This is a genomic window from Marinomonas sp. TW1, from assembly GCF_001625355.1.
Classification (GTDB): domain Bacteria; phylum Pseudomonadota; class Gammaproteobacteria; order Pseudomonadales; family Marinomonadaceae; genus Marinomonas.
Window position 1 is genome coordinate 16,452 of sequence record NZ_JSEE01000009.1, and the last position, 18,599, is coordinate 35,050.

Below are 18,599 nucleotides of genomic sequence, written 5' to 3' on the forward strand. Positions count from 1 at the left end.
TTATCATTCATTTTAACGGGGGACATGTATGGATTTCTTTTCACGTCGCCGCTTTTTAAGGCGCGGCTTAATCATTACCGGCCTTGCTGCATTAGCACGCAATGGGGTAGCCGCCGTCGTGACTCCGAGGGCCACTGAAGGGCCATTCTACCCAACGCCAGTCATGAGGTTTAATGATACAGATAATGATCTGGTGAAAGTGCGCGGTAAGGTGGAGGAAGCGGGTGGAGAAGTGATTCATTTGCATGGAAACATTCGTTCTAAATCGGGCCAACCTTTGGTGGGCTATCGCATTGAAATCTGGCAATGTGATGTGAATGGTAAATACTTGCACTCTGGAGATGACAATAACATAGAGTACGATACAGGTTTTCAGGGCTTTGGTTATGACATCACGGATGCCGATGGTGCGTATCGTTTTAAGACCATAAAACCGACACCTTACCCAGGTAGAACGCCTCATATCCATGTCAAGGTATTGGATGGACGCCGAGAGAAATTGACGACACAATTTTACATTGCCGACGAACCCAGCAATCGATCCGATGGTGTTTTTCGCCGTATGTCCGTTACCGAAGCTGACAGTGTTTCTATGGTGTTTGTTATGAATGAAGGCCTTCTGACCACCAATATTGATCTGATTGTTTAACCTGAGTCTGCTCGAATTATTTAATAACCTTCTTCCTGAGCGACGAGTGCTTTTTGGGTGGGATTAATGCCTTTAAAGCCCTGCCAATATGACGGCTTTAAAGCGGCACAAATTTACTGTGCCACGACAGTCCCATCCAATTTATTTTAAAGTCGTTATGAAAATACAACCGTTAACTCAATTCATCGGAGCCATGGTTGAAGGTATAGCGTAAAGAGATTTGTCTGATACACAATTTGCGTTTTGTATCAGACATTCTGGCCACACAAGGCGCTTGTTTGTTCTACAAGCGGCTATGAATGTTGATGGCTTGTACCGATCTCATGACTTGCTCTGGATATTGTTGTTGGCCTTTATTGTCGGCTTTTTCGATTAGGGTGAGATGGATATCAGCCTGCTGAAATAAGTCTTTGGCCAAGCGCATATAGGCGCCCGGATGAGCCGATTCCGCCTCAACCGTCTGCAACCAACCGATAGGTTGGGTTAACTCCGCAAATTGCGCTTTTGCTTGGTGTAAACTCGATGCCAAATCGACCTGCTCCAATTGAGCATGCTGCCAAGATTGAGAAAAGAAAAAATTCGGCAGCCACTTTAAGGCGGAAGCGTACCATGCGGCTTGAGTTTGTTGCTTGGTGAGAGTGGCATTGATCAAGACAACCCCACGCACAAAATTCGGGTGCTCGGCGGCCAGTAGGGAAGCCAACGCGCCACCATAACCCTGTCCGGCTAACAAAATTTTCTGTTTGCCATTACGTTCCCAAATATTCTGGATGACAGGTGCTAGCATGTCAGATTGCATTTCTAAGCGACTTGGAAAATCACCGGCGTACGTGGACTTGCCCCAACCAGGACGATCCAAAGCAATTAAACGGTATTTTTGTTTGACGTTGTCCGCTTGGAAGTAGCGTCGAAAGCTGGATGAGTCCTCCCCTGTGTCGTGAATAAAGACTAGAGTGTCTCTTGGGGTTAGCGTGCGGTCACTGCTGGCATAGTGGAGTTTAAAGTCGCCACTTGGGCCTTCCATATAAAGTAGGTGATTTTGGACACCTTCTGGATTGTTGGTGACCTGTTGCGTCAGGTTGGCATTTTTTTCGACATCCGTACTCTGTTCACAAGCCAGCAATAAGCCAGCCAATGACACGAATGTCATCAGACGTAAAAAAGCAAACATGTTAAAAACGGCCTTCATGAATCGATTTCCATATAGCAATAATAAGGGTCATCCGCGACCACTTGTTCGACAAAGCTAAAGATTGTACATCATCGTTAGCAATAATCATTGCTCTTTACTTTCAAAGCAAAGTTTTTTCCTGCTTATTTCTTTCAATCTCTTTATATTGATCTAACGCAATGTTTCGAAATTAAACAGCACTCATAATCCATTCTTATAGTAAGCCCTGATCTTAGGTTTGGGGCTTCGGTGGGCGTTAGATAAAAAGAACACTGTGCCAGAATGTGTCGACAAGCGCCTTTTTCTCAATCGAATGAATGGGTTGAAGTCATATGATTAACGAAGCTGTAGTGGAATTATCGCGGTTCCAGTTTGCGTTCACTGCTCTGTATCACTATTTGTTTGTTCCGTTAACACTCGGGATGTCCTTTATGCTTGCCATTATGGAATCCGTTTATGTGATTACAGGCAAACAAGTGTACAAAGACATGGTGAAATTCTGGGGCAAGTTATTTGGGATTAACTTTGCGCTAGGGGTAACCACGGGTTTGACCATGGAGTTCCAGTTCGGAACAAACTGGTCTTACTATTCTCATTATGTTGGTGACATCTTTGGTGCACCACTGGCAATCGAAGGTTTGATGGCCTTCTTCTTAGAATCAACCTTAGTCGGGTTGTTCTTCTTCGGTTGGGAGCGTCTAAGTAAGGTTAAGCACTTAATGGTGACTTGGCTGGTGGCACTAGGCTCAAACTTGTCGGCTTTGTGGATCTTGATTGCCAACGGCTGGATGCAAAACCCAGTGGGCTCTGAATTCAACTACGAAACCATGCGAATGGAGTTAGTGGACTTTGGTGCATTGCTCTTGAACCCTGTGGCACAGGTGAAATTTGTACATACGGTTTCAGCGGGTTACACAACAGGTGCGATGTTCGTACTGGTGATCTCTAGTTACTACTTATTGAAAGGTCGTGATCTGGCTTTTGCTCGTCGTTCTTTTGCCATTGCTTCTGCGTTTGGCTTAGCGTCAGTATTGAGTGTAATCATCCTTGGTGATGAGTCTGGTTACGAGCTAGGTGAAGTACAAAAAGTGAAATTGGCGGCAGTTGAAGCTGAATGGGAAACCCATGAAGCGCCAGCGCCTTTCACTGTGATTGGCTTCCCCAATCAAGAGCTTGAAGAAACTGAATACGCTTTGCGCATACCAGGTTTGATGGGCTTGATTGCCACACGTTCTTTAGACGAAGAAGTGATGGGCATTAAAGACCTGAAAGAGCACAATCGTCAGCGTATTATTAATGGTATCTATGCCAATCAATTGCTAGAAGAATTGCGTACTGGTAATGAGGATCCATTGGTACTCGAAAACTTTGATAAAGTGAAAGACGACCTAGGTTATGGTCTCCTTGTGACCGCGTTTAATGAAGACATTAACCGTGTGACACCAGAAGACATTGACATGGCGGTTGACTACTCTATCCCTCAAGTGGCGCCATTGTTCTTTGCTTTCCGCATCATGGTGGCTTGTGGCTTCCTTATGCTGTTCATTTTTGCCGTGGCTTTTTATCAGAATGCACGTCGTCGTATTGGCAACAATCCTCTGTTTCTTAAATTCATTGTGGTTTGCTTACCGCTACCATGGATTGCGAATGAAGCGGGCTGGTTCGTGGCAGAATACGGTCGTCAACCATGGGCCATTGGTGAAGTATTGCCAGTACATGTGGCGGTTTCCAGTCTAACAGCAGGCGAAATCTGGTTGACCTTGATTGGTTTCACCGTTCTCTACACGACCTTCTTGATCGCCGAAATGTACTTGATGATTCGTTTTGCGAAGCAGGGGCCTTCCAGCTTACACACTGGACGTTACGCTCTTGAACAAGAAGCCGATCAGTTAAAGCAAGGGGTATAAGATGGATTACGAATTATTAAAAATCATTTGGTGGGTGTTGGTCGGTGTCTTGCTGATTGGTTTCTCCGTAACCGACGGCTTTGATATGGGCGTAGGTAGCTTGTTGAAAGTGATCGGCGGAAACGATGCTGAGCGTCGTATCATGATCAACTCCATTGCACCGCATTGGGACGGCAACCAAGTTTGGTTCATTACGGCTGGTGGTGCTTTGTTTGCGGCTTGGCCTGTGGTCTACGCGACGTCGTTCTCTGGCTTCTACTTTGCCATGATGTTGGTGCTCGCGGCTTTGTTCTTCCGTCCAATTGGCTTTGACTACCGTTCAAAATTAGAGAGCTCTAAATGGCGTAATAGTTGGGACTGGGGCATTGTATTTGGTTCCGCTGTGCCTCCCATCATTTTCGGTGTGGCGTTCGGTAACTTATTTCAAGGGGTACCATTCCAGTTTGATGAATACCTACGTGTGACCTATACCGGCTCTTTCTTTGGCTTATTGAACCCCTTTGCGATTCTATGTGGTTTGGTCAGTTTGATGATGTTGATGACACAAGGTGGCGCGTGGTTGCTAATGAAGACCGAAGGTGACTTGCTGCGTAAAGCCGGTATGGCGACGTCCATTACTGGTTTCTTAGCGGCTGTCTTCTTCATTCTTGCGGGTGTGTGGTTGGCATTTGGCATCGATGGTTATGTCATCACCAGTGTGGTGAATGGTAATGAAGCCATGACACCGCTAATGAAAACAGCGGAAACTCAGCCAGGTGCTTGGTTAGCGAACTATGAAAAAGTACCGGCTCTGATGTTGGCTCCGGCGATTGGTATTTTGGGCATGTTGATGGCCGCGATTGCTGGCGTGAAGCGTAAAGGTGGCATGGCCTTCTTGAGTTCCTCACTGGGTATTGCTGGCATCATCGTGACTGCTGGTGGTTCTATGTTCCCATTCTTGATGCCTTCATCAAGTTTCCCAAGCATGAGCTTGACTATGTGGGACGCAACTTCCAGCGAAAACACCATGATGATCATGTTTGTGGTGGCTTGCATCTTTGTACCAATCGTATTGGGCTACACTCTGTGGAGCTACATCGTCATGTACGGTCGCTTGAGCAAAGAACACATTGAAGCCAACAAACACTCTTTGTACTGAGTCTAACGACGAACAGACTCAGACATTAACAATATTGAATCAGGATCGGGTGAAGTCAGACGCTTCAGCCGATCCACAAACAGGAGAATGAATCATGTGGTATTTTGCTTGGATTCTAGGGGTTTTATTAGCTTGCTCTTTCGGCATCATCAATGCGGTATGGTTAGAGTTTAGTGGTTACGAAGGTGAAGAGGAGCAACACTAAGCATTATGGCGGGAAGTAAAGCTGTCTCCAACGCGTCAAAAAGTAAACGCATTAAAACCCCTGAAGCCGGCTTTCTAGCAGAACTGGCGCTGCAACAGTCGACTCAATACCGATTAGCGCAGGGCTTTGGCGTGTTATTCGCGATCGCCTTGGTGTTGCAAGCGTGGGCGTTTGCCAACGTATTTTCAGACATGGTATTGCAACAGGCGTTTTCGCTTTCCTTCCTGTTTCTGGCTTTATTTGCTTTGTTACTGCGCGCCCTCGCCAACTTTGGTCGAGAGCGCGTTTGTGCCTCTGCTAGCCGACACATTCGTTATGGCTTGCGGCACAAATTGATCAAGCATCTTACTCAATTAGGTCCAGCGCGTTTGCGTATTGAAGAAGACGCGGCCTTATCAACACGAGTGTATGAACAAGTGGATGCACTGGATGATTATTTCAGTCGCTACAAACCTCAGGTATTTATGGTGACGCTGATTCCCAGCGTGATCTTGTTAGCGGTGGTCCCTGTGTCTTGGATCGCTTTTTTAATTTTCATGCTCACCGCGCCCTTGGTGATCGTCTTTATGATTTTTGTGGGCCACAAAGCAGCACAGGCGAATCGTCGTCAATTCAATGTGTTGGCCATGTTGTCCAACCAGTTTATGGATCTCAGCCAAGGTTTGGCGGAACTGAAACGCCTCGGCCGTACGCAAGCCGCACGCGATCGTTTATCTCACAGTGCCAAGGCGTATCAAAAAACCACCATGAGCGTGCTGTTATTAGCGTTTTTATCCACCGCCACCTTAGAACTCTTTGCCTCCCTTTCCATTGCCATGATCGCCTTGTATTTGGGCTTGGGCTTATTGGAAATCCTACCTTGGCAGGTAGGCAGCGCCCCCGTGACACTGACTCAAGCCATGTTTTTATTGTTACTGGCCCCCGAGTTTTACTTACCACTGCGTCAGCTCGGCAACGATTATCACGCTAAGCAAAAAGCCGAAGCGGCAGCCACCGATCTTATGAGTATTTTAGACACGCCTTTGTCGGCGCAGAAAGCGTTGGCGACAACAGAAAGCCACATGCCAAGTTCCGTGCAATTGGCGTATTTATCGTTTTATGAACTCGCTTGGCAAGACACAGGACGACAACGTCTGGCACCAATTACGGGCAATATTCTCCAAGGAGAGCGAGTCTGGCTAAGCGGTGAATCTGGTGTTGGTAAATCCAGCTTATTGCACTTATTACTGGGCTTTGAAGAAAACTACCAGGGGCAGCTTTATATTAAGGGCAAAGCCTTTTCGACACTGAACTTGCGAGACTGGCGCAATAAATTGGCTTGGTTGCCGCAAACCCCAGAATGGGTAAACGGCAGCATTCGGCGCAATCTCTTATTAGGCATTACTGAGCCGAGCGAAAGCAACATACAAAAAGCCCTGCAAGACAGCCAATGTGCCGACTTTATTGCCGCGCTGCCGAATGGTTTAGACACCGCCTTAACCGAGTTGGGCAGTGGTTTGTCTGGTGGCCAAATGCAGCGTTTATCCATTGCCAGAGCCTTATTATCGAAAGCCGATGTCTGGTTGCTGGACGAGCCTTGCTCAGGCTTAGACACTGACACCGCCAACGCGGTATTAAACACCTTAGAAACCGTGTCCCGAGGTAAAACCTTACTCATTGTCAGCCACGATACGCACCCGATTCACTGGGCAGACAAGCACTGGAGCCTAAACAAAGAAGGGCTGGATGAGAACAAAGGAGGATTGGATGAAAAAGCCAACTACGCTATCCCTCGCTAAATTATTATTAGCCAATCCTTGGGGTTTTATTGTGCCAGTAATGACTGGGGTGGTATCCAGCGTGGCGGGTGTGGCCTTATTGGGGGTCTCCGGTTGGTTCATTTCGGCGGCTGGATTGGCGACCGCTTTGGGCACGGCGTTAGCCTTTAATTACCTCACGCCGGGTGCCATAGTGCGTGGCTTAGCCATTCTTAGAACGGCAGGGCGCTACGGTGAACAAGTGACCGCACACAACCATTTATTAGGTTTACTGCGCACCTTGCGTCTTTGGGTGTGGGATCAGCGTGTCGCCAAACCGATTGCCGATTTGCACCAACAAAGCCGTGGCGATTTGTTGCAACGCTTGGTGAGCGATCTGGACCAAATCATTCGTTGGCCGCTGGTGGTGTTTTTGCCTTGGCTCTATGCCTTGCTTGGTTATATTGGCGTGAGCATTTTTGCCTATTTTATCGACCCTGTTTTACTCTGGCCGCTAACGATCGCGGCGCTGTGTCACTTGGTTATCTTGCCTTATGTGTGTGGCCGTTTTGCCTCTCATGCAGTGCACGTTGGACAGATTCTTGGCGTGCACCGACGCAGCCGTTTTGTCAGTTTGTTTTCCGCTTTGATTACCCTCACCATACGTGGCCACTGGCAAGATTACGCAGCTCGTTTAGAGCAATTGGATTGCCGACAAAAACGCATGGAATGGCAGATTCAACAAGCCATCAGTCTTGGGCGATTACTCGGTTATCTAGTCACCATCGGCTTGTTCGCTAGCTTATTTTTCCTATTGGGCGATCTCCAAGCAGACACGTTTCAAACAAGTGCTTTCCAAAATGACAGTATGAACTGGCAACTCAAAGAGCATGTGTCTGGGACTTGGCTGGTGGGATTAGTATTGGCCTTGTTAGCTGTGAATGAACTGGTGTTACCTTTGGTGCAATCCTTTGTCGCACAAGGTCAGTCGCAAGTGGGCTTACGTCGTTTAAATCAAATCCAACAAGACGCGCCATCCGTCTCCGCACCGGCTTTGGGGAAACTCAACCGTCTATCGTTGCAAGATTGGCGTGGTTACCACCTAGAAAGCGGTTTGGGAAATCAGCCGATTCATCTGGAGCTCAGCGCAGGAGACACTTTATGGCTTCGCGGTGCCAGCGGTACAGGCAAATCCACCTTGTTGGCTTCCATCGCTGGGGATTGCTTAGCCACAGGCAAGGCGTATGTGAACCAAGAAGAATGCAAGATTTACGACAACCCGAACTTCCAAGCGCAACTCAGCTACTTGCCGCAGTCGCCTTATGTGTTCCAACAAAGCATTGCTGCCAACCTAATGCTGGGCAAAGCCGATGCCAGCGATACGGAAATGTGGGCCGTACTGGAAGCCGTGGCACTGGCGGATTGGGCCAAAGGGCTAGAAAACGGACTCAGCACCTTATTAAGCTCACAAGGCCGCGATTTGTCTGGCGGACAGCGCAAACGCTTGGCGTTAGCGAGGCTGTTATTGCGTCGCGCACCTCTACTTCTTCTAGATGAACCCTTTGATGGCCTAGACAAAGCCACCATAGAGCGGATTTGTCAGGCTTTGGAACATGACTATCAACCCGATATGTTGATACTGGTGAGTCATATTGATAGCCCATTGTCGGGGAAAGCCAAGGTGATCGAACTACCGAATTAATGCCTTTGATCGTCTTCGCTATAAAATATTGAGGGGGAAGTGATCGCTTCATTCTCTGTATAGGAATTGGCATTCTATCGTGTACGGATTTCTGTATAATTCCCCCCAAATTTAATTAGAAGTGGTAATTTTCACTATGAATACACATCAAGAAACCCCAACTAAGCCATTAAATGAAGAAGCAAGCAGCTGCTGCAGTAGTTCCAGCTGTTGTGAGCCGAAAGCGCCTGTAACTAGAACGGCCCCTAAAGTTGGACGTAACGATCCTTGCTCTTGCGGCAGTGGTGTTAAGCATAAGAAATGCTGCGGTAAAAACTAGTCACGTCATAGTCACAACTGGTTTTGATAAGGGCCGCGCTACTAGATAGGCTCGAATTGAGCAAAACCAGTTTCTTACTTCTTCTCTTCCCGAGAGTGGTCTCTTGGCTTCTGATTGACTTTGGTTGGGGAGATTTTTTCCGCTTTTTAATTCAGGGAAAAGCTGAGCGGGTTACTTTTGCCAAACGATGCAAAACCCTTTATTTAAAGGAACGCAAAAAATCTTTATCAGAATCATAAGGGCTCTTTTCTTTTTGACACTTCCGATATCTATATAGCGTTCTGTACCGTAAGGTGTTGAATGGCACTTATGGCTGGAGGTTGACTGTCGGTTACTGACTTGAGAAGACCATAAGGTCGCGCAATCAGGATCGCGTCGAACTGACAAGGGTTGAGTGGCTCATTATTTCTTTTTACGTTTAAAAGCGTTCCAGCCAAACCAAATCTCATGTTCCCTCCCATTATCTTCGAAAGGAAAGTCAAGGGGAGGGCTAGGGTGGGGTTAGTCCAGCAACCTCAAATGAACTCATTACCATCTACAACCGATCCAAATCTCTTGTTCCTTCCCCTTATGTCTTTAAGGGGAAGGCTAGGATGGGGTTAGTCCAGCAGCCTCAAATTCACTGTTCCTTAAGCTATTCTGGATTCCTCTTATTAGCTTTGATTGGGGAGCATTTTTCCGCTCTGCTGAGCGGGTAACTTTTGCCAAACGATGCAAAACTCTTTATTTAAAGGAACGCAAAAAATCTTTATCAGAATCATAAGGGCTCTTTTCTTTTTGACACTTCCGATATCTATATAGCGTTCTGTACCGTAAGGTATTGAATGGCACTTATGGCTGGAAGTTGATTGTCGGTTACTGACTTAGGAAGACCATAAGGTCGCGCAATCAGGATCGCGTCGAACTGACAGGGGTTGAGTGGCTCATTATTTCTTTTTACGTTTAAAAGCGTTCCAGTCAAACCAAACCTCATGTTCCCTCCCATTATCTTCGAAAGGAAAGTCAAGGGGAGGGCTAGGGTGGGGTTAGTCCAGCAACCTCTAATTAGCTGATCGTGAACAACAGCTTGTAGGTCTTATAAGCGAAGTGCAATCTGACAAAGCTATTTCCAGCCAAACCAAACTTCATGTTCCCTCCCATTATCTTCGAAAGGAAAGTCAAGGGGAGGGCTAGGGTGGGGTTAGTCTAGCAACCTCAAATGAACTTAGTGTTTACTATGAAATGTATGTAGTGATCTGACCAACACAGGGATATCAGGTAAGTCTTTTGAATAGCCATCAAAAACTGCATATCTATACAGTTTATTTTTCATCTCGCCAAGATATTGCTTATTTTGTAATGCCCAATATCGAAAAAGTGCGTGGTTTGTACTGGCAAGAAATGAAGAAGCGTTTTAGTATCAATGGATAAGAATATCCGCAGCAAAAATAACGCGCTGTGGATAAATGAAATAACGCGCATGCTCGTTTTTCCAGTTTTGGATTTTGTTGATATCTTGATAAAAACTTTTTTTATCAGTTATTTATAAAGGTATTGGTAAAGTCTTTGAGTTGTCTAAACGCTCATTCGCATTAATAAAATGTTAGCTGCCTCAAAGGCAATGGAGTAATATGTATATCCCAAGCAACATCAGAACAGATGATATATCTATAGCCCATGACTTTATAAATGAGTTCGGATTTGGAGTTATTGTTTCAAGTTCTCTCACAGGAACTCACATTCCATTCGTATTACACAATGAGGAAGGTGAGAAAGGAGCCCTTTATAGTCATTGTGCTAGAGCCAATAAACATTGGAAAGAGCTTGAAGGTAGTGATGTATTAATAATATTTATGGGGCCACATAGTTATATATCACCTAGTTGGTACGCCCAATCACCCGGTGTTCCTACATGGAATTATTCTGCTGTGCATGCGTATGGAAAAGTTTCTCTTTTAAATAACACCCAAACCCTCGAAGCTGTTGAAGAGCTTGTTAATAAATACGAGCCGGATTTACTGGTAAAAAGAGACATCATTACTGATGAATTTAGAGATAAATTATTATCTGGTATAGTTGGCTTTAAGATAGAGATATCAAATATTGAATGTAAATTAAAACTTGGGCAACAAAGAAAATCGGAAGATCAATCAGGTGTTTATAATGCACTTTTACATTCCTCAGACTTCGATGCACAAAGCTTAGCTCAACATATGAAGAAACTGTCTGTCGGTACAGGCAGCTAACAAGTTGCTTAAACGGACACAAAACAGTTGGCTGTGCTCGTTCCTCGCAAATTTTAGCCAACGTTTTTTAGCCGCTTAGCAAAGCGTTATGTGTGAGCAGAAGTAAGATGGAATTTGATTACGCAGAAATATTAGAGTTTGACGATCAGTTTCATGAGAAGTTCGGTGAACTTGGGGATAAGTTCATACCTATTCTTGGTGCTTCGAAGTACTCAGTCACCGGAAAGACGCTAATCGGCCTCATGGCAAGTGCAAATTCTGTAAAGCTTGGTATCTATGATCTGGCAGAAGCGTGCGATACGCATCTTTATGTGCTTAAAGTACTTCATAGAACTCTTATTGAGCATTACCTTAAGTTTCATTACATACTATTGCGGGCACTTAAAGAGCAATCTGATGATGTTGGCCTTGAGTACAGAAAGTATTCCACAATAAGTGAAACGCTTGCATTCATTAACGCATCTGAGGCATCCATGAAAATTGCCGGAAAGCCCATTGATGCACAAGTACTTAAGAAACTCAGAAAAGATCATCCAGATCTAAATATATCGAAAAGAGATCTTAATGAAATAACATATAAATGGAAGCACCGAAGCATCATTAAATATATTAAGGCCAATAGCAGCTTTATTAAAAATGAGAGTGCTTACCTTTTGAAGTTAATACCTGAATATGCAGAACTATCTAGCTTCATTCATGGTGGCACCTTTGCCGAGGAGTACTATCACGAAGTATTCTCAGAAGGTAAGTTACGAGAACAAATGTATTATGAGGTTTCAGAGGCAGCCATGATGGCTGCAACTATGAAAGTTCATCTCATGATATTGGTCGTAACAATTGATGATACTTTTCAACAGGGCTTGGAGGATCTCATGTCAATAATCATGAGTAGTGCCAGCGAAACACATAACAAAAAAAGGCAAGACGACGCATAAATGCGCGCTTGCTTTAAGCGTTAGGTGTATCAATTTTACGTTTATATAAGGTGTTCAAAGTGTCGTTCGAGATGAAAAAAATATTTTGGCCATGGATCTTACTAATTATTATAGTGATTATTATGGTTAGCTTGTATGTTAGTCAATTTTACCATTATGAATGGTCAGAAAAACCTGGCGACTGGGGGGCTATAGGTGATTATGTAGGTGGTATATTAAACCCATTCGTCTCTTCTCTTGCTTTATTTTTCCTAATTAAGGCATACACAACACAAAAAGAAGAGTTAAAAGAAACTCGCCTAGTTTTGGAGAAAACTGAGACAAATAGTAAAGAGTTGGCTGACTCTCAAAAAGCATTATTAGAAATGCAAATCCAGCAAAGTAAAACATCACGAGATTTAATGAGAACACAGCATGTAACAAGTAAGCTTAATTCTCAATACAAAAGAGTTGAATTTTTACAAGGTGAAGTCCTACGATGTACTGAGGCGATTGTTAATAACCGAAATTCTATAGATGCTGAAGGTAATAGCTTAGTAACTCAGAAAGCATCAATGACATATAGAAAAAAATTGATTTACGAAATAAAAGAAATTAATGAGTCAATTCGAAAACTAAATACTGAACTCGAAGCTATAAATACCTAACAAGAGCTTTAAGTGGAACAAAAACAGTTTGTTAGGTTTCGCTTAGCTCCACATTATAACCAATTATTTTTGTCCGCTTAATCGGGCATTAGCTGTATTTCAAGGAGTGATAATATTAACAAGGATCGAGTTAAACGGTTATTTATAGGGTTTCTTTTACCACCCATTCTTGGCTCATTATGTATTAGCATGATTTTTTTATTGCTAGGCAAAGTGAGTATAGCTTTTAGTGGGTTAATTCTATATATCCCGTTTGCATTTATACTCACAGGTTTTCAATCAATTATATTTAGCTTTGTGATGGAGTTTTTTGTATTACCTAAAATTTCATATAAATATTATGTGATTTTAATCGGCCTTACTTTAGGCATATTGAGCTCATTCTTTATGGGGACAGTGTTTTGTGTGGTTGGGGCGTTAGTTGGTGCTATGACCAGCAATTTTTTATTTGGGCGGTATAATACCGCTAACAAGCCAATAAGAGGCTGATAATAGTTTGCTCTATTCTGTTTCGCTTCACATTTTTAAACTAAAGTGCTCTGACCCGTTTTTTACAAGCAGCCACAGTTTAAGTCGTTTCTGTCGTTATCACTGGAAGCGACTTTCTAGCGCTGAGCCATACGCTTAACATGGCGGCAAGGATAAAAGGGATCATTAATAAGTTGAGTATTTCCCAGCCGAAAAGATTTTGCCAGTAGCCGGCTAATACACTGCCGATAGTTGCTCCCGTGAAGACTAAAAAGTCGTTTAATCCTTGCACTTTTGCTTTGTCTGCTGGTTGGTACGTTTTGGTTAACAGGGCTGTTGCGCCAATGAAGGTAAAGTTCCAGCCAATACCAAGAAAGATCAAGGCGGTCCAAAAGTACCAATAGCCTGAACCAAATTGATTTAAGACAACACAAATCAGTAAGAGCAAACAGCCAGCTTGTATCACCTTCGTCGTACCATACTTTTGAATGAATTTACCGGTGAAAAAGGAAGGGGCAAACATCCCTAATACATGCCATTGAATTACAGTGGCAGTATGCCCAAAGTGAAAACCATGTCCATGCATTGCCAGTGGTGTTGCGGTCATGACCAGAGTCATAACGGTATAGCCAATCACACCAGACGTAATGGCGGCGAGTAAATTGGGTTGTTTTAGTAGGGTTTTATAAGATCTTGGTGTGCCCGTTTGCTCTTCTTGTGTTGGTTGCCTAAGAGGTAACATAAGAATCAGAATGGTGGTAGCAATATACAAAACCAATAAAGCGGCGAATGCGCCAAGATATTGAGTATCCGGTACTATAAATTCAGCCCAAATAGCCATATTAGGTCCTAATATGGCGGCGATCACTCCCGCTCCCATAATTAAGCTAATGGCTTGTGGGGTTTTGTCATTAGGGGCATTTTCAATGGCGGCGAATCGATACTGTTGGCCAACACCAATGGCCATGCCTAACAGTAAGGTTGCACAGCAGAAAAGAACGAAATTAGTCTGTTGTAAGGCATAAAAGGCGGTAAATGCTCCGATTATGCCGATAAGGTTGCCAATGAAAAAGCCCTTTTTTCGGCCCACCGTTCGCATTAATAGTGCGGCTGGTAAAATGACGCCCATTAAACCTAGAAATTGCGTAGCGACAGGCAATGTTGCCAGAGATAAATTAGGAGCGAGTTGTTGTCCTATTAAAGCAGTAACAGAGACAAGTAAAATGTTGCCTGTTATTAGCAGCGCTTGTCCTAAAGCCAAACCCCAAACACTTACTCCTAACATACTCATTCCTTGTGGCTGATTTATCGTTTTATTTGATCTTACCATCAAAATAAAAGAGGCAAATCAGTATAGTGTTTATCCTAGGGAAGGTGCAAATAAGTCGTCTGCACATCACTCTTCAGAGATCGTTTCTTAATTTGGATCAAAGAGTTAATTTGGGGCAGAGTGAAATTTAATACAACTTTAGCTTACGAATCTTCGTCCATTCGTTGTACGTCAATTCTCAGTAGTTTACATAACCGAAAAGGAGTCGTTAGGTCGTTGCGATTGTTGAGAGATACTGTTCAACATAGTTACAGATTTTCCAGTCCTAACTACCTTTGATGGTTCCATTTTTATCGAAAGAATGCTCTAAAGCTCTGTATGCTGCTTGTTGGAGTAAGCGGATTGCTCATGAAAAAAGACATTTTTGAATCAAGCGTAAATTGCCTCTATTACCATTTCATTTTTAAGAAATGACATTGCTGTCCGGTTTTATTAGACCACTATATTGATCAGCGCCGCGTCATCAGACAGGTTCAATTAAACAAGATTACTTGAATTCAAGAGTAGCACCACATAAGCCATCAAAAAGGCTTTAAGACCTTAATGGCTCAAGTTGTGCATAGTCATATTGTGCGGTATTATCTGAGGTCGATGCACAAGGAGGTTGTGCGAATTATGTCGTTAGAATTTAGGGATAAATGGTTAGAAAGTTTTTATGAAGAAGATAAGCCGCATCGCTGTATTTCAACCAACATAGCTAAGGCGCTTTATCGAAAGTTAGAAATTTTGGACGCTGCTAAAGCTGAGGCTGATTTAAGAGTGCCTCCCGGAAATCGCTTTGAGCATTTAGAAGGGAGTTTGAAAGGCTGGTGCTCTATCCGAGTAAATAAACAATATCGTTTGATTTTTAGATGGAAAGATGGGGTTGCATTAAACACTTATCTTGACCCTCACAAGTATTGAGGTAAACAAATGCGTAAAACAAAACGTCGCCCAATCGGTGTGGGTGAGATGCTTAAAGTGGAATTTTTAGAGCCAATGTCTATTACATCTAAAGCATTAGCCGATGCGATGGGCGTGCACCGCAATACTGTCAGTAATCTAATAAATGGTGGAGTATTGACCGCGCCAATTGCTATAAAACTGGGCGCAGCATTAGGAAACACACCAGAGTTTTGGCTAAATATTCAGCATGCGGTAGACCTTTGGGATACTCGAAACCGCTATCAAGAAGAAGCCAAGTCGGTGAAACCGTTACTTCCAAAGGTTAGCGACCCAGAGCATGTTTGAGTGGTTGCCTCTAACAGACTTTCTCTTTTTACTTAAATTAAAGACATAAGGGGAAGACTTGTTCCTTCCCATTATCTTCGAAAGGAAAGTCAAAGGGGGGTAGGGTGGGGGTAGTCCAGCAACCTCACAGCAGCTCAGAGTAAACCACCAAACCAAATCTCTTATTCCCTCCCATTATCTTCGAAAGGAAAGTCAAGGGGAGGGCTAGGGTGGGGTTTTACTGTGTTCGATAGTTTGTTTGTTTCTCCTGATTGGCTTTGGTTGGGGAGCATTTTTCCGCTTTTTAATTCAGGGAAAAGCTAGGCGGGTTACTTTTGCCAAACGATGCAAAACTCTTTATTTAAAGGAACGCAAAAAATCTTTATCAGAATCATAAGGGCTCTTTTCTTTTTGACACTTCTGATATCTATATAGCGTTCTGTACCGTAAGGTGTTGAATGGCACTTATGGCTGGAGGTTGACTGTCGGTTACTGACTTGAGAAGACCATAAGGTCGCGCAATCAGGATCGCGTCGAACTGACAAGGGTTGAGTGACTCATTATCTCTTATTCCCTCCCCTTATGTCTTTCAAGGGGAGGGCTAGGGTGGGGTTAGACCAGCAATCTCAAATTAGCTCATCATGAACAACAGCTTGTGGCTCTGATCAACCAAGCAAAATCAGACACTAGCGAACGTCTAACTACCCAATTCTTACTCGTCAAAAACTCAATTTCATATTGGAAAAACTCAAAACGCTGTTCTATGATGAAGCTCAAGTAAGGGATGTACGAATGAATTGATAAGGGTTTTTCCTGTCTGATTTGATCTCACATCCTATTTTTATAAAACGAGTTTTGATTCTTGCTGTTTCATAGAGTGATGGCAAGATAGATAAATCGTGCCTTGGAAATTCTGGAACTAACATTTTTTCGTAGAAAGCGCCAAATGATTAGAACCAAGTCAGCGCCATTTTAGTGAGTAAAGCATTAGGGATAAAAGCTATTAATGCCTCACAAAAAAATCCGAATAGATGGCTGCAAAACTGTTTTTGTTAGATCTTGATTTTGCTCGCAAAAATCGGGGGGGACATAGATGTTATGCACTAATGCTGAATCACGAGAACACTGGAGAGAAAGATGGATTTTGATAAGTTGGCTTACCCTGAAAAATTTACTATCTCAGGCGTTGAATATAAAGGACAACGAAATTTGTCCCAAGGTAAAGCTCTGGTGCCGTACACAGATGAGCCAGATGTGGGGATTGGCGATGTTATTACCCAAAAGTCAGGTAAGCGTGAAATACACCTTAAAGTTGTAGATGTATCATTTTTAGAGGATGGTACTTTAGGTGTAGGCACTACGCACCCTCACATGTTGACTATGAAAGTTGAGAATATAACTGCGCAGCCTCATGTTACTAAACACGGCGATTCTACTTTCAATATTGGTTCCATTAGTGGTGAAAATGTTCAGGTAGGCAACAGTAATACATTAACGACTAATGTGACTATTCAGGAGTTGGCGGAAAAGATCGCTAAAAGCGATGACTCTGAAGCCAAATCAAAACTGAAAGCACTCTTACAAAACAGCACTGTAGGTAGTCTTATTGGCGCGGGTGCTTCAGCTTTGATAGGCATGCTGTAAGTGCATAACAAAGCCATTAAATTCGCTCCCTTCGGTCGCCCGACTCTCGCGAGTTCGCGAGGTTTAGAAATAATTGGGGGCAGAGGAAAGTTAAATATAATTTAACTCTGCCCCTATAAGACCCACAAGCTCGCTGGACAGCCTTAGTCAAACAAGGAAGGGCACGTTGAACCGTCGATATTTGCTTCTCGCTTTACCTGTATTTAGCTTTCTTTGGTTTGCCTGCACTATTTTCATAGCGGGTCACTTTTACCCAGACTACAGTCATGTTGCTCAATTTATTAGTGAATTGGGGGCAACTGGGTCGCCTTATGGGAATTATGTAAATTATTTAGGCTTTATCCCCACTGAGTTGTTCCTGCTTGGTTTTGTCTTTGTTAGTGATTCCGTATTACCTCGTACAAAATGGAATACCACTGGGCTTATTTTGATTGCTGTCTATGGGGTTAGTCTTGGTGTCGCGGCTTTTTTTCCATGTGACTTTGAGTGTGAGCCCGATGTACCAACACTGTCCCATCTTATTCATATGGCGTCGGCTTTTCCGGGCTACCTATGCGGGGTTCTCGCAATATTCTGTATATCTTCAGCTTCTCTGTCATGGTCAAAATCAAAGACATTTAAATACATTGGTTATGTGGCAGGGATATTCGCTTTGTTCGCATTGATGAATTTAGACCCGAGCTCAAACACAGTAGGGTTAAATCAACGTGTTTTGGAATTGACACTGTATTCATGGTTTATTTATCTTGGCTACAGTTTGAGAAAGAATTTGCCTAACAAAGCTTTAAAACGGGATAAATAACAGCTGTTTTTTTGTACTTGAGGCAAAGGCGTATTGATCCGCTTCGTAACCCCCTTTAATCCATCTTGGTAAGGGGATTAAAGGGGTTGCTCAAATTCTCTTTATGCTGCTTACAGGTTAACGCCATCCAATCATTACCACCAGTCGATGGGGCTGTCACTTTTCAAAGGGATTAGATTATGAATATCAAACACTTATATGTATTGCTCTGTGTTGTTGGGACGCTGGTGCCTTTAAGCCAATTTGTTCCTTGGGCGTTGGAGCATGGGTTGAATATACCGTTATTTTTCGATGAGCTTTTTCAAACTAGAATTGGTGCTTTCTTCGGCCTAGATGTGGTTATTTCTGCATTGGCGTTGTTTGCTTTCATCTTTTTTGAGACAAAGAAACGGAAGATAGCCTATGCTTGGACGGCGGTGTTAGGCACGCTTTGTATCGGCGTTTCTCTTGGTCTGCCTCTGTTTTTGTATTTAAGACAACGGAGTGTTGAGCAAAGCCATTTAGAGTAAAGG

The 18,599-nt window shown here is 43.5% G+C and carries 17 protein-coding genes; 15 read left to right on the forward strand and 2 right to left on the reverse strand.

What is annotated here, in order from left to right; genetic code table 11:
* Nucleotides 1–28 precede the first annotated feature (28 nt).
* Nucleotides 29–649, forward strand: a complete 621-nt coding sequence (locus tag OA79_RS09485) for a dioxygenase family protein (RefSeq protein WP_063332998.1) — start codon at nucleotides 29–31, stop codon at nucleotides 647–649.
* A gap of 283 nt (nucleotides 650–932) precedes the next feature.
* On the opposite strand, the gene OA79_RS09490 is transcribed toward OA79_RS09485, so the two are convergent.
* The gene (locus OA79_RS09490; RefSeq protein WP_063332999.1) at nucleotides 933–1,838 is read right to left on the reverse strand and encodes an alpha/beta fold hydrolase; all 906 of its coding nucleotides are present in this window, start codon (nucleotides 1,836–1,838) and stop codon (nucleotides 933–935) included.
* 314 nt (nucleotides 1,839–2,152) lie between these two features.
* Here OA79_RS09490 and OA79_RS09495 point away from each other — a divergent pair, with 314 nt between their 5' ends.
* The 9 genes from OA79_RS09495 to OA79_RS09540 all read left to right on the forward strand — a co-directional run bounded on the left by OA79_RS09495 (nucleotide 2,153) and on the right by OA79_RS09540 (nucleotide 12,634).
* A complete protein-coding gene (locus tag OA79_RS09495) occupies nucleotides 2,153–3,727 on the forward strand; it encodes a cytochrome ubiquinol oxidase subunit I (RefSeq protein WP_063333000.1) in 1,575 nt (524 codons plus the stop codon).
* A gap of 1 nt (nucleotide 3,728) precedes the next feature.
* Nucleotides 3,729–4,865, forward strand: coding sequence for a cytochrome d ubiquinol oxidase subunit II (gene cydB, locus OA79_RS09500; protein ID WP_063333001.1), 1,137 nt, complete (start codon nucleotides 3,729–3,731; stop codon nucleotides 4,863–4,865).
* Between the two features lie 94 nt (nucleotides 4,866–4,959).
* Nucleotides 4,960–5,070 (forward strand): cytochrome bd-I oxidase subunit CydX, encoded by a 111-nt coding sequence (cydX, locus tag OA79_RS09505; RefSeq protein ID WP_063333002.1) that lies wholly within the window; start codon nucleotides 4,960–4,962, stop codon nucleotides 5,068–5,070.
* Nucleotides 5,071–5,075: 5 nt separating this feature from the next.
* A complete protein-coding gene (gene cydD, locus OA79_RS09510; RefSeq protein WP_063333003.1) occupies nucleotides 5,076–6,848 on the forward strand; it encodes a thiol reductant ABC exporter subunit CydD in 1,773 nt (590 codons plus the stop codon).
* Nucleotides 6,817–8,508, forward strand: a complete 1,692-nt coding sequence (locus tag OA79_RS09515; protein ID WP_063333004.1) for an amino acid ABC transporter ATP-binding/permease protein — start codon at nucleotides 6,817–6,819, stop codon at nucleotides 8,506–8,508. Before cydD ends, OA79_RS09515 begins: the two co-directional genes overlap by 32 nt.
* Before the next feature lie 136 nt (nucleotides 8,509–8,644).
* Complete coding sequence (locus OA79_RS18070) at nucleotides 8,645–8,827, forward strand: SEC-C metal-binding domain-containing protein (protein ID WP_082825437.1); 183 nt, start codon at nucleotides 8,645–8,647, stop codon at nucleotides 8,825–8,827.
* 1,610 nt (nucleotides 8,828–10,437) lie between these two features.
* Nucleotides 10,438–11,052, forward strand: a complete 615-nt coding sequence (locus OA79_RS09530) for an FMN-binding negative transcriptional regulator (protein WP_063333007.1) — start codon at nucleotides 10,438–10,440, stop codon at nucleotides 11,050–11,052.
* Nucleotides 11,053–11,159: 107 nt separating this feature from the next.
* Nucleotides 11,160–11,987, forward strand: coding sequence for a hypothetical protein (locus tag OA79_RS09535; RefSeq protein WP_156486245.1), 828 nt, complete (start codon nucleotides 11,160–11,162; stop codon nucleotides 11,985–11,987).
* 71 nt (nucleotides 11,988–12,058) lie between these two features.
* The gene (locus OA79_RS09540; protein ID WP_156486246.1) at nucleotides 12,059–12,634 is read left to right on the forward strand and encodes a hypothetical protein; all 576 of its coding nucleotides are present in this window, start codon (nucleotides 12,059–12,061) and stop codon (nucleotides 12,632–12,634) included.
* Between the two features lie 568 nt (nucleotides 12,635–13,202).
* On the opposite strand, the gene OA79_RS09550 is transcribed toward OA79_RS09540, so the two are convergent.
* Nucleotides 13,203–14,387, reverse strand: a complete 1,185-nt coding sequence (locus OA79_RS09550; RefSeq protein ID WP_063333011.1) for an MFS transporter — start codon at nucleotides 14,385–14,387, stop codon at nucleotides 13,203–13,205.
* 660 nt (nucleotides 14,388–15,047) lie between these two features.
* Between OA79_RS09550 and OA79_RS09555 the strand changes: the two genes are divergently transcribed.
* The 5 genes from OA79_RS09555 to OA79_RS09575 all read left to right on the forward strand — a co-directional run bounded on the left by OA79_RS09555 (nucleotide 15,048) and on the right by OA79_RS09575 (nucleotide 18,596).
* On the forward strand, nucleotides 15,048–15,335 hold the full coding sequence (locus OA79_RS09555) for a type II toxin-antitoxin system RelE/ParE family toxin (protein ID WP_063333012.1): 288 nt from the start codon (nucleotides 15,048–15,050) through the stop codon (nucleotides 15,333–15,335).
* Between the two features lie 9 nt (nucleotides 15,336–15,344).
* Nucleotides 15,345–15,662 (forward strand): HigA family addiction module antitoxin, encoded by a 318-nt coding sequence (locus OA79_RS09560; RefSeq protein WP_063333013.1) that lies wholly within the window; start codon nucleotides 15,345–15,347, stop codon nucleotides 15,660–15,662.
* Nucleotides 15,663–16,778: 1,116 nt separating this feature from the next.
* Nucleotides 16,779–17,285, forward strand: a complete 507-nt coding sequence (locus tag OA79_RS09565) for a hypothetical protein (protein WP_063333014.1) — start codon at nucleotides 16,779–16,781, stop codon at nucleotides 17,283–17,285.
* Between the two features lie 166 nt (nucleotides 17,286–17,451).
* Complete coding sequence (locus OA79_RS09570; RefSeq protein WP_063333015.1) at nucleotides 17,452–18,087, forward strand: DUF998 domain-containing protein; 636 nt, start codon at nucleotides 17,452–17,454, stop codon at nucleotides 18,085–18,087.
* Nucleotides 18,088–18,266: 179 nt separating this feature from the next.
* Nucleotides 18,267–18,596, forward strand: coding sequence for a DUF2834 domain-containing protein (locus OA79_RS09575; protein ID WP_063333016.1), 330 nt, complete (start codon nucleotides 18,267–18,269; stop codon nucleotides 18,594–18,596).
* Nucleotides 18,597–18,599 lie beyond the last annotated feature (3 nt).